This window comes from Variovorax sp. dw_954 (assembly GCF_018449755.1).
Lineage (GTDB): Bacteria > Pseudomonadota > Gammaproteobacteria > Burkholderiales > Burkholderiaceae_C > Variovorax.
The window spans coordinates 38,180-53,565 of sequence record NZ_JAAVVD010000026.1 but is presented as its reverse complement, the minus strand read 5'-3'; the positions used below and the strand labels follow the sequence as shown (position 1 = coordinate 53,565).

Genomic DNA, 15,386 nt, shown 5'->3' with positions numbered 1-15,386 from the left:
TATGGCTACGCTTCTTCGTTGGTTCTTCGGCCTTGCCTGGGTTGCTGCCGCAGGCTTGCTTTGGCACGAAGGCGCACTGCGGGCCGGCTGGGCATTGGCGCTGGCCGTTCCTGTCATAGTACTTTTGGCATGGCCATCGTCGCGTCGTCGGCGGGGCGACCATCTTCTTCAGTACGTGCACATGACCAAGGAACCCTGCTGAAGGGGTGAATCTTTCTACTGCGGGCCCCGATCTCGGGCCTGCGGTGTTGGCTCCGGCGTGACAAGCGCTTCGCGCAGTTGTCAGCCTATGCCGCAACTTCGTTGTCACCGCACGAGAGTGCGGTTCCGCTCCTCGACCCGACCTCGGGGCCCTCGCTACGAAATCTTCAACCCTTCAGGAAGCCCGCTTGGGCTTCCACTGAACGAGCAAAGCGAACGAGTACGGGCCCCAGGCCTGGATGAGCACAGCGAATGAGTAAAGGCCCCAAGCCCTTCACCGCGCACGCATTCCCTGCCTCCAGTCAGGATCCCCCACTCTTCATGCGCTGGTACTCATTGCGTTTCATGGCAAGGTAATCGTTGCGCTCGGTCTCGTGCAGCTGGAGCGCATAGCGCTCCGTCGCATCGAACCATGCGCCCAGGCGCGAATCGAGCTGCGTCGAAGCGGGCGCATCGAGGAACGCGTCGATCGCCAGGTAGTAACGCATCGTGTTGCGCTCCACGACACCGCGCACGCCCCCGATGTACTTGGGCGCGCCCTTGTCGTCCTTGCCGGTGACAGTGAAGCCCGCCTTGTCGCTGCCGATGGTGCTCAGGTAAGCCTGCATCGCCAGTCGAGCAGCGGTGCCGTAGGCATACGAATACGACAGGTGGATGAAGCTCTTGCCGCCATCGAGCGGCACGGACTCGAGCACGATCTTGTAGTCCCGCGTCGACAGCGGACCCTCGGCCGCCGCCAGGCCGACGTTCAGGTAGTCGTCGCTGGACACCACCGGCTGCCACACGAACTTCACGCGCTGCGCATCGGCCAGCGGCTGGTCGAACTTGCGCCCCAGCGCGACCGACAACGACGTGTCGGCGCCCGCCTTGGCAACGGCGCAGTACTTGGTGTTCAGGTGCAGCATCAGCACGTCGCACCATGTAGATGGCAATTGCAGGGTCTGGCTCACCTCGGCGAACGGATGATCGATCACCGCGTAGATGTCACCGGCGAGGCGGCTCGAGCTTTCCGACGACTCCAGCGCCAGCGGGCGTTTGAACGGGTTGTTGGCGAGTTGCGCGCCAATCGAACCGTGCTTGCGCTGCAGGGAGGCCGCATCCTGCGCATGGGTCGCCCACGGCAGCAACGCAAGGCACAACAGCAAGACCATCCGGCGGAATTGAGCAGGCATGGGTCGCATCTTCTTCTTCTGCAAGGCCGGCGTCTGTAGGACAGACAAAGTTCACGCATCGGCCGAACGGCGGGTCCCTGCATCAGATTCAGCGTCCAAGCGTGACAAACAGCGAGTACTTTGGTTAGCGCTCACTGCTAGAGTGCCCTCGATCAACAGGGAGCTACATGCAAGCGGCGGAAGTTCGCTCGGAAGAGCAGGGTGCGCAAGCGTCATCGACGGGCGGGGTCATGAAGACGCCGAACCTGATGCATCAGCACACCGTGCCCATCGACACGCTGGCCAGGGACGAGGATCTCGGCCGGGCGGGCGTCGGCGAGCTTGCCGGTGGCGTCGATGGGGTCGATGGCACAGCGGGTGCCGGCGCCCCCGCCGAGGCGCCGGCCGATGATGCCGCGCTGCGCGAGGGCACGCGGCTCGCCGGCTACGAAATCATCGACGTGATCGGGCGCGGCGGATTCGGCATCGTCTACCTCGCCTTCGACAACCTGCTCGAGCGGCACATCGCCATCAAGGAATACCTGCCGGCGAGCCTGGGCGTCCGCGCGCCGCTGTCGCCCTATGTCACGCCCCGGTCGCATCGCAGCCGCGAGGCGTTCGGCGCGGGCCTGCGCAGCTTCATCAACGAAGCACGATTGCTCGCGCGCTTCAACCATCCGTCGCTGGTCAAGGTCCTGCGCTTCTGGGAAGCCAACGGGACGGCCTACATGGCCATGCCCTACTGCCAAGGACCGACGCTGGCGGACGAGTTGGCGGCGCTGGGCCGTTCGCCTGACGAAGACGAACTGCGGCGACTGCTGCGCCCGTTGCTCGACGGGCTGGCCGCGATGCACGCGGTCAATTGCTTTCACCGCGACGTGGCGCCCGACAACATCCTGCTGACCGATGACGGCCCCATGCTGCTCGATTTCGGCGCTGCGCGACGCGTGATCGGCAACCTCACCAACGACCTGAGCGCGGTGGTCAAGCCGGGCTTCTCCCCCATCGAGCAGTACGCGGAAGACCCATCGCTGAAGCAGGGTCCCTGGACCGACCTGTATGCATTGGCCGCCGTGGCCTATGCCGCCGTGACCGGCAAGCCGCCGCAGCCCTCGGTAGACCGCCTCAAGGACGATCGCCTGAAGCCGCTCTCCGAGGTGGCCAGGGGCCGGTTCAGTCCTGCACTGCTTGCCGCCATCGACGGCGCGCTTGCCGTTCGACCGGCCGACCGGCCCAAGAATGTGGCCGGGTTCCTGGCCCGGCTGGATGGCGAGGCGGCCGGCCCGGGGGCTGTGGACGCGCCGCGCGAGGCCCGCTTCCAGATGGCGCTGTCGCAGGATGGACGGAGGGAGCCGGCCTTCGACTTGGCAGTACCGCAATCCCTGGAATCGCCGGTGGACCCAGCACTGCTGGACGCGGAGTTCACGCCGACCTTCGAGTTCGCGGATGCGCCATTGCCATTGCAAGTGACGCCGCTCCTCGGCGCTGGCGTTGTGAAGCCGGCGCCAGCGCCCGCCCTGGCACACGCCGCCGCGCCGACGATCGCAAGGGAGTCCGCGGCATCGGTGTCGGCATCGGCATCGGCATCGGTCCCGGCGTCGAAGCCGTACCGGGCCTCGACATCGACATCGACCCCGATCGGGGCTTCGGCTGTGGAGTCCAAGTCGGAATCGGAGTTCGAAGTGGAAGCCGGTGCGGCGCCTCCAACCGAGCCGCCGCCCGCGGCAGCGCCTGTCGGCGCCATCGTCGCCGTGGACACTGGCGCCGCCGCCGAAGCGCTGCCGAGCTGGGCACGCGAGAAGCCGCGCCGCTGGAGGACGCCGTTGTACGTGCTGCTGGGCATGTCCTTCGTGCTGATGCTGGCCGCCATCGGCTATGGACTGGGTTCGACAACGCCTCCGCCGATGGTGTCGAAGCTCCAGCCGACCGCCCCGGCGCGCAGCACACCCGCACCCAAACCCGCACCGCCGGCTGCGCCATCCGTTCCCCTTGCAGCGACGCCTGCCCCGGCAGCGACACAGCCGATCCGGATCCCCACGTCGCCAGCAGCAGTACCTCCGGCGCACGCCTCCGCATCCCCGATGCCGGCCCCCGCGCGCCCGCCGGCACCCGCGCCGCCAGCCGCGGCGCACACGCAAGCATCCGCTTCCGCACCGTCGGCGACTTCGCCAAAGCCGTCGCATGACGGCGCGCGGTCCACCTCCGTCGCGCCGAACCATGCGGCGACGGCCGCCCCACTCGCTGGCGATGACAGCCATGGCAACTCGCCCGCTATCGCCGCCGTGCCCGCAGCGCCCGCAGCGCCGTCCCATGGCGCAGCCCCACCCCCGCCTGGCCGGCCCGAGCACGTCGCGCAGGCCGGACCTGCCAGAGGCGCGGCCAACCGCGCGCGCTGCACCGAAATCCTCCAATCCGCTTCGCTCGGCCCGCTCAATGCGGGGGAGACCGCTTTTCTAAAAAGGGAATGTCATAGATGACCAAAACCAAAACCAAGACCACAACCTGGACCCCCGTGCGCCCTCAGCAGGTCGCGCTCACATCGGCAGCCGTGCTGCTGTCGCTGGCCCTCGCCGGCTGCGCCGCACCCAAGGCCAGCACCTCCAGCGCGGTGCAGCCGTTCGACCAGGCCATCGCGCAGGCGACCGACGCACTGGTGGCGCAGACGCACGCGCTGCCGAGCTTCCTGTCCAGGCTGGAGCCCAGGCGCACCGTGATGGTCGACCCGATGATCGACGTCGTGAGCGGCGCGCGGACCGAGACCACGCAGCTCATGCAGAAGCGCGTCATCGAGCGGCTGGGCGTGGCGAAGGACACGGTCGAAGTGATTCCCTTCGAGGGCTTGAATCTTTCCAGGGCCACCTACCTGTTGACCGGCACCGTCGTCCGCACCGTCGGCAAGCCCGGCACGCCGGTGCAGATCAAGCTGGCGCTGACGGAACTGCGCAACGGCAAGGTCGCGGCGCAAGCCACCACGATCGCGCGCGACGACGGCCTGGACGGCACGCCGCTCGCAGCCGACCAAGACAGCCCGGTGCTGGCCAAGGACAAGGTGGTCGACGGCTACGTTCGCACCACTTCAACGCTCCCCGGCGAGAAGGCCGACCCTTACTACATGGAGCACGTCGTGGTGGCGCCCGCCATCAACACGGCCACCGAGGCCTATGCCACCGGCCGCTACGCGGACGCCCTGGCCCAGTACAGCGCCGCCGCGGCGCTCCCCGCAGGTGACCAGTTGCGCGTGCTGACCGGCGTCTATCTTTCGCTGGTCAAGCTCAACCGCATGCCGGAGGCCGAGGCCGCATTCGGCAAGGTCGTTTCCTACGGTATCGACACCAAGCAATTGGGCGTGAAGTTCCTGTTCACGCCGGGCAGCACGGCGTTCTGGCCGGACCCGGCAGTCAGCGGGCAATACGGCATGTGGCTGGACCAGGTGGCCACCAAGGCCACCGCAGCCAAGGTCTGCATGAGCGTGGTTGGCCACACCAGCCGCACGGGCTCGCAGGAATTCAACGACACGCTGTCGCTGCAGCGCGGCACCTTCATCCGCGAGCAATTGATCGCCAAGTCTGCGGTGCTCGCCGACCGCACCAGGCCGGATGGCAAGGGCTACCGCGAGAACATCGTCGGCAGCGGCACCGACAACGCGGTCGACGCCCTGGACCGTCGTGTCGAGTTCAAGGTCAATCCTTGCTAGTACCTTGCTCAAGTCGATGTGGCCTGCGATCTCGACTTGATTCCCCGCGGGGGCGCGCTGCGTAGCCCGGCCCTGGAGGCTCAGATCGAGTGGGGGTCCACGTCGATGAGCCAGCGGATCACGCCCTTGCCGACCGGCTCCCGGCGCAGGGCGTGCAGCAGCGGTTGCCAGTCGGCCAGGAAGCGCTGCAGCGCAACGCGCGACGCGCTTTCGACCAGCATCTGTGCGCGTTCCACGTTGGCCACGCGCTGGATGGCGAGCGGCACCGCCGGGTAGCGCATCACCTGCGCCGCCTGGGGCAGCGCGTCTGCCGCGGCATTGGCCGCATGGAGGAAGTCCTGCGCGGCCTGTTGCGTGCGGGCGTCCGCACGCACCAGGGCCTGGAACGCGAAAGGCGGCATGCCTGCGGCGCGCCGCTCGTCGAGTTGCTGCCTGGCGAAGGCCGGATAGTCGTGTCGCCTGAGCGCCTGGAACAGCGGGTGGCCGCCGTGATGCGTCTGTATCCACATCTCGGCCGTGCTGCCTTGCGCCGCCAGGTAGTTCGCGTCGCGGCCGGCGCGGCCTGCCGATTGCATCAACAGGCTGAACAGGCGCTCCGGCGCGCGGAAGTCGCTGGAGAACAGCGCCCCGTCCGGATTGACCGCCGCCACCAGCGTCACGCGTCGGAAGTCGTGGCCCTTCGCGATCATCTGTGTTCCGACCAGCACATCCACTTCGCCGCTGTGCACCTGGGCAAGCTGCTGCGCGAGCGCGCCTTGCTTGCGGGTACTGTCTGCATCGATGCGCGCGATGTGCACGGCGCTGCCGTCCGGTCGTTTCGCCGTTGCGAACAACTCGGCCAGGTGTTCTTCCAGCCGCTCCGTGCCGCGTCCGACGGGCGCGATGTCGGGGTTGCCGCAGGCGGGACAGGCGCGGGGCACCCGCTCTGTGAACCCGCAGTGGTGGCAGCGCAGCGTGCGGTCGATCTTGTGGAATACGCGGTAGGCGCTGCAGTGCGGGCATTCGCTCTTCCAGCCGCAATCGGCGCAGGCGAGCACCGGCGCATAGCCGCGGCGGTTCAGGAACACCATGCTCTGCTCGCCGCGCGCGATGCGTTGCCCGATGGCGTCCAGCAACGCGCCCGAGAGCACTGTCTTCGGCGGCTGCAGGTTCATGTCGACGCCGCGCACCGTCGGCAGTGCGCCGTCTCCGATGCGCCCCGGCATGGCCAGCCGCACGTAGCGACCGCCCGGATCGACACCCTCGGCGGGACGGCTGTGGTGCCAGCTTTCGAGCGACGGGGTGGCCGAACCCAGGATGACCTTGGCGCCTTCGCGCTGGCCGCGCCACACGGCCAGGTCGCGCGCCGAATAGCGCGCGCCTTCCTGCTGCTTGTAGCTGGGGTCGTGTTCCTCGTCGACCACGATCAGCCGCAATGAAGGCATCGAGGCGAACACCGCCATGCGCGTGCCCAGGACGATGCGAGCCTGCCCGGCATGTGCCGCCAGCCAGCTCGCGAGGCGCTGCGGGTTGGTCATGCCGCTGTGCAGCGACACCACGGCGCCAGCGCCGAAGCGCGCCTCGAAGCGGTCGCGCACGCGCGCCTCGAGTTGGGGCGTGAGGTTGATCTCGGGCACCATGATCAGCGCCTGGGCCGTGTCGTCACGCGCGAGCAGGGCGGCCACCGCGCGCAGGTAGACCTCGGTCTTGCCGCTGCCGGTGCTTCCGAACAGCAGGAAGGGGCCGCTTTCCGCCTCGAAGCGGGTCAGGGCGGCGGCTTGTTCGGCGCTCAGGATGGTCGGACCGGTGCTGGTGCTGGTACTGGTGTCGGTGTCGGTGGCAGCGGCGGTAGCGGTGGCAGTAGGCCTTCCTTCTGTCGTTGCCCGGCGCTTCAGGCGCCGCGCGAGCTGCTGGCTCGTGAGGTCGCGCAACTGCGGGGGGAGTGCCGCCAGCGCGACTTCGCCGAGCGAGCGCTGGTAGTAGCGCGCCGCGAACGCCACCAGCTCGCGCCAGCCGTCGTTCAGCGGCGGCAGGGCGTCGAGCGCGCCGGCCACGGCCTTGAGATCTCGCGCGTCTTCGTCGTCAGTCCGCTGCGCGCACGCCCAGACCACGCCCAGCACCTCGCGCCGGCCCAGGGGAACCCGCACCAGGGTGCCCGGCGCCAGCGGCACGGTGCTTGCGTAAGACAAAAGGTTTCCAAGCGCGCTGTGCGCCGGAGTCTGGACGGCCGCCTCCAGCCGCCAGATGTGTTGCAAAGTGTTGCAAATCTGCGAGTCCTGGGCAGGAGAAACCCCAGTTCCGGAATCGACCGGGTCTGTCGTCATGGCGGCGCGCCTGCCGTGGGCGCTCTTAAAGAAGCTTGGAGCAAAACGAGTTAAGTCGTTGATTTTCTTGCGCTTTGCACGGTGTCCAACGATTGTGTGGATAACTTTGTTGATATCCCTGCCCGACACGCTCCAAACCCACGTCAATCAAGGCTTTCACTGGAATGCCTGCAAAAAAAGCAAAATGCAATTTCCTTAGAAATCAATAACTTACGTGTGCTATCGCTTTGCTAGCAAGGTGCCACATCGAAGTGACGCTGGCGCGTACCGCAAGACATCTTTTGTGCATAAGTCTGTCACCGACGCCGAAAGTGGCTTGACAAACGCAAATATTGCACACGACAGAGTTACATTTATACACAATCAGGGGCGGTTCGCCGCCCTGCTTGCGCGGGATTGGCTGCGGACGGCGCCCACCAGCGCCGCGACATGATCGGGTGGCGTGAACTGGCTGATACCGTGGCCGAGGTTGAAGATGTGCGTCGGCCCGGTCGTGCTGCGATCCGTGTGCGGCATGCCGAAATCCTGCAGGACCTTGGCCACCGCCGCCTCGATTCGGGCGGGCGGCGCGAACAGCACATTCGGATCGATATTCCCCTGCAGCGCCTTCGCCTCAGCGCCGCCTTCACCGACGAGCGCGCGTGCGCGGGCCAGGTTCACGGTCCAGTCCAGGCCCAGTACCTCGCAGTCCAGCCCGCGCATCGCGTCGAGCCATAGGCCGCCGCCCTTGGTAAAGACGATGCGGGGCACGGGTTGGCCATCGACACCGTTGCGCTTGAGGCCTGCCAGCACGCGTGCCGTGTAGGCAAGGCTGAATTCCTGGAACGCGCCGTCGGCGAGCACGCCACCCCAGCTGTCGAAGACCATCACGGCTTGCGCGCCGGCATCGATCTGCGCATTGAGGTAGGCCGCAACCGCATCGGCATTCACCGCGAGCAGTTGGTGCATCAGCTCGGGGCGGCTGTACATCAGCGTCTTGACCAAGCGGTAGTCGCTCGAGCCGGCCCCTTCGACCATGTAGCAGGCGAGGGTCCACGGGCTGCCGGAAAAGCCGATGAGCGGCACGCGCCCGTCGAGCGCGCGGCGGATCGACGTGACGGCATCGAACACGTACCGCAGCTTGTCGAGGTCCGGCGCCCGGAGCGCCGCGATGGCGGCTTCGTCGCGCAGCGGCCGGGCGAAGCGCGGGCCCTCGCCGGCTTCGAACGAGAGGCCCAGGCCCATCGCATCCGGCACGGTCAGGATGTCGGAGAAGAGGATGGCTGCATCCAGTAGCGGAAAGCGCTCCAGCGGCTGCAGCGTGACCTCGGTGGCGTAGTCGACGTTGGTGGCCAGCCCCATGAAGCTGCCGGCCTTGGCCCGCGTGGCCAGGTATTCCGGCAGGTAGCGTCCGGCCTGGCGCATGAGCCAGACGGGGGTGTGGTCAGTAGCCTGTCGCCAGCAGGCGCGCAGGAAGGTGTCGTTTTGCAGGGAGGCGAAAGGCATGGCCCCATTGTCGCTGCCGGCCACGCCGGGGCGGATCCAGGTGGCGCAATGCAAGCGGATGCGGCAGAGGCCGCCAGGCCCCGCATCGCCGGCTCGCGCGAAAAGCCCCCGGTGCTCGCCTACGCGGAACGCCTGTCGGCTTCCCGTGAGGCCAACCCGGACCACGCATCAATCCCTCAGGGCGAGCACAGCGAAGCCTGTTCCTGGACACCCGGGGAACCGGCTTTTTGCCGGGCCCCTGGGTGCGCCCCCTTCGGGGGAAGCGCCCGCGGCGCCACGGGGCTGGGCCTATTTCATGCCTTGTATTTCACCGAACAGCCATAAGCCCGGGTCGCCGCGGCCGAGATCGGTTTTCCGCCGAAGGCCTCGCCGAGCGCCTGGTTCACGTAGTTGGTGGCGTGCGCGATATCGTCCGCACGCGACGACGCGATGCTGTCGATGCCGCCCGCATAGACGAGCACGCCCTTGGGATCGATGATGAACAGGTGCGGCGTCGTGCGAGCGCCATAGGCCTGGCCGATCACGCCGTCCTCGTCCATCAACACGGCGGTGGGCGCGGCGCCCTGGTCCTTCATCCATTTGTCGAGCGCGGCCGGTTTCAGGTAGTCGCTGGCGGCGCGCTCGGTCGAGTTGACGGAAAGCCAGACCGCCCCCTTGGCCGTCGCCGCCTTCTGCGTGGCCGGCATGTTGCCGCTGCCGTAGTGCTTGCGAACGAAGGGGCAGCCGGGGTTGGTCCATTCCAGCACCACGAACGTGCCGGCGAAATCCGAGAGCCGATGCTGCTTGCCGGCGGTGTCGACGGCGACGAAATCGGGTGCTGGCTGGCCGAGGGACGGCGCCGCATGGGCGCCGGTGCCCATCAGCAAGGTAGCGCCGAGGGCCACCGCGGCAGCCATGATGGCGCGGCGGGAAGCGCGGTCGAGGGCTGCGCGGGCGCGTCGGGCGGCGCTGGCCGAGCGCGAGGAAATGGAGCCTGGAAGGGATGACATCGTCTGCGGGTCTCCCGAGTGAAAATTGAACAACGGCCGCAGCTTAGAACGTTTTATTCATGTGGTTGTGACAACCCGTAGACCAGCGGGGTGATGGGCCACTGCTTGACTCGCTGCGCCAGCGGCTACAACGCTGCCAAGGCCGCGCGCACTTCGTCCTTGCCGAGGATTTCCGTCAGCACCACGGGCGCCTTGCCGGGCGCCTGCAGCACGTAGACCGGCACGCCGTTGCGGCCCAGCGCCGCGAGCGCGGCGGTGATGGCCGGGTCGCGCCGTGTCCAGTCGGCGCGCAGGAGCGCTACTTTCCGGGCATCGAAGTCCGCCAGCAATTCGACATCGGCCAGCGTTCGCTTGTTGTACTGGCAGGTGACGCACCAGGCGGCGGTGAAATCGATGAACACCGGCCGCCCGCTGCCGTGCAGTTCGCCGACGCGTTCGCTCGACCACTTCTGCCAACGGGCGCTCTCGCCGGGCGCAGCAGCCGAAGCCTGCGTCATCGGCTCCACGGCCTGCAGCACGTTGGGGCCGATCGCGCCCGTCAGAAGGGCGCTGACCGCGACCAACAGCGTGGCAACGATCGCACGGGCACGGCCTCGCAGCGTGAAAGCCCACACCACAGAGGCCAGGCACACCAGCAGGGCGAGCAGGGCGCCCGCGCCGTCGATGCCGCTTTGCTGGCCCAGCACCCAGACCAGCCAGGCGACGGTTGCGAACATCGGGAAGGCGAGCAGGCGGCGCAGCGTCTGCATCCACCGGCCGGGCTTGGGCAAGAGCCGCGCAACCGCCGGCACGAAGGCGGCGAGCAGGTAAGGCAGGGCAAGACCCAGTCCCAGCGCGGCGAACAGCAGCAGTGCCTGCACGGCCGGCAAGGCGATCGCGAGGCCCAGCGATGCGCCCATGAAAGGCGCGCTGCAGGGCGATGCGATCACCACGGCCAGCACGCCCGAGAGGAAGTCATTGGTCACCGGATGCCTGGCTTCGGCCGACCGGATGCGCGACGGCGCCATGCTGCCGAACTCGAACACGCCGGCGAGGTTGAGCCCGATCACGGTGAACAGCGCGGCCAGCGCCGCCACCACGGCCGGCGACTGGAGCTGGAAACCCCAGCCGAGCTGTGAGCCGGCCGCGCGCAGGGCGAGCATCGCGGCGCCCAGCGCCAGCATCGACACCATGACGCCCGCCGTGTAGGCCAAGCCCGCCCGACGGTGCGCGCCGCGGTCGCCGGCCTGCCGGGCGAAGCCCAGCACCTTGATGGCCAGCACCGGGAACACGCAGGGCATGAGGTTCAACAACAGGCCGCCGAGCAGCGCGCCCGCCAGCGCCATCCAGAAACTGGCCGAAGGCGGCGCGAGGGCCGCGGCCGGCGCCGGGGCGGTCGCGGTATTGGCGGTCAGGGCGGCCTGCAGGGCGGGCGACACCTCGGCGCGCGGCGCCGGCGTGGGCCACTTGCCCGAAACGGGCGCGTCCGCGCGCCAGGCGACCGGCTGGCCGGCTTGCCGGTCGGCTTCGGCGAGCACTACGACCATCGGCAGGTCGGTCGGGCTGGCGCTGCGCTGGTCGGCCAGCGGAACGGTCGCAGTCCAGGCCTCGCCTTGCCAGGCTTGCGTCCAGTCCTTGCCGGAGACGGCGGCGGTGTGGATGACGTCGGTGGTCTCGGGGAAGAACTCCAGCGTCTTGCCGCGCGCGGCAGCCGGCAAGCCGTCGATCCTGATCTTCAGCGTGTTGCCGACCACCTCGACGACGCCGGGCTTGCCGAGCGCCACCGGTTCGGCCGCCTGCGCGGCATCGAAGTCGGCCCTGTGCAGCGCGGTCGAGCCCTGCACCGGCAGCGACAGCGCGAACTCGCCTTCCTCGGGAATGCATTCCTTGCGGCAGACCAGCCAGGAGGCCTTGAGCCGGATGTCGGCGCCGGCCACGCCGGTCAGCGAAGCGGGCGGCTTGAAGTCCGGCGCGACGGTCACCGCCACCGGCAGCAGGACGGTGCCTTCATAGCCGTAGTTGGCCAGGGTGCCGACCGGGATCTTCTTCGGCACCGGCCAGGCGATGTCGCCTGCGCTCATGCCGGCCGGCAGCGTGAAGGCCAACTCGGTCGGCAGGCCGGAATCGCCGGCGTTCTTCCAGTAGGTGTGCCATTCGGGCTGGTGCGTGATCAGCAGGCCCAGGCGGACCGGCGCGCCGGGAGCGATACCCTCGGGCGCCTGCGCGACCAGTTCGGCCCGGACGTGGGGCGTGGTGACCACCGGGCCGACCTTCGGCGCCAGCTGGGCCACGGCCGGCGTCGCGGCGATGAAAGACGCCGCCAGCAGCGCGGCAAGGGAAAGGCGGGAAAGGGTCATGCGCTCAATGGGAGCCGGGCTGTGGCGTGCAAGTTCCGGAAGTGCGGACAGGGTTCAGGCCCAGCCGAGCACGACGCGGCGGCTGCTGGCGCTTTTCTTCTCGATCTTCGTGACGACCACCGAGCCGATCTCCGCGGTGTTCGCCACGTGCGTTCCGCCGCAGGGCTGGAAGTCGATCTGCTCATCGCTGCCGATTCGGATGGTGCGCACCGTCCCCGTGCCGCGCGGCGGCTGCACGCTCATGCTCTTGACCAGGGCCGGGTTGGCGTCGAGTTCCGCGTCGGTGATCGCGCCGACCACCAGCGGATGCGCTGCGCCGACCAGTCGCGCGAGGCCGGCGGTCAGCGCGTCCTTGTCGAGCGGGTCGGTCATGTGGAAATCGAGGCGTGCGTACTCGGGCGTGATCGAGCAGCCATTGACCGGCCACGGCACCAGGTGGCACAGCAGGTGCGTCGAGGTGTGGAAGCGCATCAGCTTGTGGCGGCGCTCCCAGTCGAGGCGGGCAGTGACGGCGTCGCCCGCCTTCAGCGCCGCGAGCAGGTCGGCCTGGTCGGGCGCGGGCACGTGGAGGATCTCGTCGGTCGGCTTTCCCTCGGCGTCCTTCGCCTTGCGCGTGTCGGCGATGGCCAGCATGCGGCCGTCGGCCAGGGCCAGCACGCCGCTGTCGCCGGCCTGCCCGCCTCCGAGCGGATAGAACACCGTGCGGTCGAGCACGATGCCGGATTCATCGATGCGCAGGATGCGCGCTTCGCACTCGCGCAGGTAGGCATCGGTGCGGAACAGGTCGTCGGTCATGGTCTCGATGGTAGCGGCGCGGCCGTTTCGGGGTGCGACCACGCCAGAATGCGCCCGCAGCCGACAGGCGCCCTGAGCCGCGTCGCCGACATTCCACTCTTGCGCCCACGCATTCCTGGAGACACCGCATGGCCCGACCCCGACTTTCCTTGCTCGTTGCCGCATTGCTTCTGGCCGGCTGCGGCGAAACCGCGAGGCTGCCCTTCGAGGCCGGCGTGGGCACGCGGCCCGAGTTGCCGCCGCCGAACAAGACGATGTTCCCCACCGTCAACGTGGCCACCGCCACCGGCTGGACCGACACGCAGGGGCCGGTCGCGGCGCAGCCCGGCTTCAAGGTCGCGGCGTTCGCGCGCAACCTCGACCACCCGCGCTGGGTCTACACGCTGCCCAATGGCGATGTGCTCGTGGCCGAGGGCAACAAGCCGCCCAGGCCCGAAGGGGCGCGCGATGGTGGCGACGGCCTCGTCGCCCGCGTCAAGGACAAGGTGCAGTCGATCATCATGAAGCGCGCTGGCGCCGAGGTGCCGAGCGCCAATCGCATCACCTTGCTGCGCGACGCGGACGGCGATGGTGTGGCGAAGGTGCGCACCGTGTTCCTGCAGGGGCTGATGTCGCCCTTCGGCATGGCCCTGGTGGGCAACGAGTTGTTCATCGCCAACGCCGATGCCCTGGTCAAGGTGCCGTACATCGACGGCCAGACCACCGCGAGCGCTGTGCCTGTGAAGGTGACCGACCTGCCGGCCGGCATCAACCACCACTGGACCAAGAACGTCGTCGCCAACCAGGACGGCAGCAAGCTCTATGTGAGCGTGGGTTCCAACAGCAACATCGGCGAGAACGGCCTGCCCGCCGAGGAGGGTCGCGCTGCCATCTGGGAGGTCGACACGAAGACCGGGGCCAAGCGCCTGTTTGCCAGCGGCCTGCGCAACCCGAACGGCATGCGCTTCGAACCGGAGACCCAGGCGCTGTGGACCGTGGTCAACGAGCGTGACGAAATCGGCAGCGACCTGGTGCCCGACTACCTCACCTCGGTGAAGGACGGCGCATCGTATGGCTGGCCGTGGAGCTACTGGGGCGGCGTCGTCGACGTGCGCGTGCAGCCGCAGCGCCCCGACCTGGTGGCCAAGGCGATCGCACCGGACTATGCGCTCGGCACCCACGTCGCGCCCCTGGGCCTGGCGTTCTCCGATGCGCGGATGCCGCCCGAGTTTGCCAACGGCGCCTTCATCGGCGAGCACGGCTCGTGGAATCGCAAGCCCAAGTCTGGCTACAAGGTGGTGTTCGTGCCCTTCATCGGCGGCAAGCCCAGTGGTCCGCCGAAGGACTTCCTGACCGGCTTCCTCGATGCGGACGAGAAGGCCATGGGCCGGCCCGTCGGCGTCGCGCTCGACAAGTCTGGGGCGCTGCTGGTGGCGGACGACGTGGGCAATGCGGTGTGGCGGGTGTCGAAGGGCAAGTGAACGCGCCGGGCTACGCCTTGCGCCGTCGAGACGGGGCCCTTGCCGCTTCCGTAGCTTTCGCAACTTTTGCCTCCTGTGGCCGCACGACCTGGCGCAATCCTTCGAGCCCCGGCCCGACACTCGCCGCTACCGCACTCTCCGAATACACCGCGTAGGCGGGATAGAGGAATTCCGGCGTGCCGGGCACCCGATGGAGCCGCCCGCTTTCAAGGTGCGGGCGCACCACGTCGAGCCGGAAGTAGCCAGCGCCACCCGCGGCCAGGAGGTATTCGCGCCCGAGCGGTCCGAGGCTGGCAGATACGCCCGCACCCGACAGCTCCGGAAACGCCAGTGCATGTTGGGCTGCGAACTGGGGGCCCCAGTCGACGTAGACATAGTCGTTGGCGCGGGGCGCCTCGCCGTTGGCCGAGGTGGTGACCATCACCAGTTTTTCCTCGATCAGCAGTTCGATGCGCAGGCCCGGAAGCTGGTGCGGCGCGTAGACCACCGCGATGTCCAGCGTGCCTTCGGACACGCGGTTCAGCAGGCGTTCGGGCAGCCCGACCTCTGTGCGCAATGCGAGCTGCGGCGCGGCGCGACGCATCCACAACAGCCACTGCAGCAGCAGCGGATCCCACAGGCTCACTTCGCAGCCCACGGTGAGCACCGCGTCGCGGCCTGCGGGCACGGCCATCTGGTGCCGTGCCTGTTCCCAGGCCTGCACGAGGATCAACGCGTAGCGCGAGAACCGTTCGCCGGCCGGGGTGAGCGTGGCGCCGGAGCGGTTGCGCACGAACAACTTCTGGCCCAGCGATTCCTCGAGCGTGCGCACCCGCGCGCTGATGGCGGTCTGCGTGAGGTGAAGGCTTTCTGCGGCGCCGAGGAAGGAGCCGCTCGATGCGATTTCGAGGAAGGTCTTCGCGAGGTTGACGTCCATGGCTTGCCTCTTTGGGCCCTGATTTGACTGCAATATTGTTGCATTCAAATCCATTT

Annotated in this window: 10 protein-coding genes; 3 read left to right on the top strand and 7 right to left on the bottom strand. The window is 68.3% G+C overall.

The genetic code is table 11. The features are described 5' to 3' along the window. Positions 1-503: 503 nt before the first annotated feature. Positions 504-1,373 (bottom strand): hypothetical protein, encoded by an 870-nt coding sequence (locus tag HB681_RS30230; RefSeq protein WP_256354415.1) that lies wholly within the window; start codon positions 1,371-1,373, stop codon positions 504-506. 230 nt (positions 1,374-1,603) lie between these two features. Here HB681_RS30230 and HB681_RS30225 point away from each other — a divergent pair, with 230 nt between their 5' ends. After that, complete coding sequence (locus tag HB681_RS30225; protein WP_213958581.1) at positions 1,604-3,829, top strand: serine/threonine-protein kinase; 2,226 nt, start codon at positions 1,604-1,606, stop codon at positions 3,827-3,829. Then, positions 3,826-5,046, top strand: a complete 1,221-nt coding sequence (locus tag HB681_RS30220; RefSeq protein WP_213958580.1) for an OmpA family protein — start codon at positions 3,826-3,828, stop codon at positions 5,044-5,046. The genes HB681_RS30225 and HB681_RS30220 overlap by 4 nt, the downstream gene beginning before the upstream one ends. 80 nt (positions 5,047-5,126) lie before the next feature. Here the strand turns inward: HB681_RS30220 and priA are convergent, their stop codons facing one another. The 5 genes from priA to HB681_RS30195 form a co-directional block, all read right to left on the bottom strand. Then, positions 5,127-7,214: a primosomal protein N' gene (priA, locus tag HB681_RS30215; protein ID WP_345944781.1), complete on the bottom strand. Its 2,088-nt coding sequence runs from the start codon at positions 7,212-7,214 to the stop codon at positions 5,127-5,129. A gap of 498 nt (positions 7,215-7,712) precedes the next feature. Further along, positions 7,713-8,834 carry a uroporphyrinogen decarboxylase gene (gene hemE / locus HB681_RS30210; protein WP_213958578.1) on the bottom strand — a complete coding sequence of 374 codons (1,122 nt, stop codon included), beginning with the start codon at positions 8,832-8,834 and terminating at the stop codon, positions 7,713-7,715. Positions 8,835-9,127: 293 nt separating this feature from the next. Then, a complete protein-coding gene (locus HB681_RS30205; RefSeq protein ID WP_213958577.1) occupies positions 9,128-9,823 on the bottom strand; it encodes a redoxin domain-containing protein in 696 nt (231 codons plus the stop codon). Between the two features lie 125 nt (positions 9,824-9,948). Beyond that, a complete protein-coding gene (locus tag HB681_RS30200; RefSeq protein ID WP_213958576.1) occupies positions 9,949-12,159 on the bottom strand; it encodes a thioredoxin family protein in 2,211 nt (736 codons plus the stop codon). 54 nt (positions 12,160-12,213) lie between these two features. Continuing rightward, positions 12,214-12,954, bottom strand: a complete 741-nt coding sequence (locus HB681_RS30195; RefSeq protein ID WP_213958575.1) for an alanyl-tRNA editing protein — start codon at positions 12,952-12,954, stop codon at positions 12,214-12,216. A gap of 128 nt (positions 12,955-13,082) precedes the next feature. Between HB681_RS30195 and HB681_RS30190 the strand changes: the two genes are divergently transcribed. Next, positions 13,083-14,414, top strand: coding sequence for a sorbosone dehydrogenase family protein (locus HB681_RS30190; RefSeq protein WP_213958574.1), 1,332 nt, complete (start codon positions 13,083-13,085; stop codon positions 14,412-14,414). A gap of 10 nt (positions 14,415-14,424) precedes the next feature. On the opposite strand, the gene HB681_RS30185 is transcribed toward HB681_RS30190, so the two are convergent. Next, complete coding sequence (locus tag HB681_RS30185) at positions 14,425-15,330, bottom strand: LysR family transcriptional regulator (RefSeq protein ID WP_213958573.1); 906 nt, start codon at positions 15,328-15,330, stop codon at positions 14,425-14,427. Positions 15,331-15,386: the final 56 nt, after the last annotated feature.

Bases quoted from the DNA above. Each gene is read 5' to 3' on its own strand.
- HB681_RS30230 (WP_256354415.1), bottom strand. From the start codon at position 1,373: ATGCCTGCTCAATTCCGCCGGATGGTCTTGCTGTTGTGCCTTGCGTTG.
- HB681_RS30225 (WP_213958581.1), top strand. From the start codon at position 1,604: ATGAAGACGCCGAACCTGATGCATCAGCACACCGTGCCCATCGACACG.
- HB681_RS30220 (WP_213958580.1), top strand. From the start codon at position 3,826: ATGACCAAAACCAAAACCAAGACCACAACCTGGACCCCCGTGCGCCCT.
- hemE (WP_213958578.1), bottom strand. From the start codon at position 8,834: ATGCCTTTCGCCTCCCTGCAAAACGACACCTTCCTGCGCGCCTGCTGG.
- HB681_RS30205 (WP_213958577.1), bottom strand. From the start codon at position 9,823: ATGTCATCCCTTCCAGGCTCCATTTCCTCGCGCTCGGCCAGCGCCGCC.
- HB681_RS30200 (WP_213958576.1), bottom strand. From the start codon at position 12,159: ATGACCCTTTCCCGCCTTTCCCTTGCCGCGCTGCTGGCGGCGTCTTTC.
- HB681_RS30195 (WP_213958575.1), bottom strand. From the start codon at position 12,954: ATGACCGACGACCTGTTCCGCACCGATGCCTACCTGCGCGAGTGCGAA.
- HB681_RS30190 (WP_213958574.1), top strand. From the start codon at position 13,083: ATGGCCCGACCCCGACTTTCCTTGCTCGTTGCCGCATTGCTTCTGGCC.
- HB681_RS30185 (WP_213958573.1), bottom strand. From the start codon at position 15,330: ATGGACGTCAACCTCGCGAAGACCTTCCTCGAAATCGCATCGAGCGGC.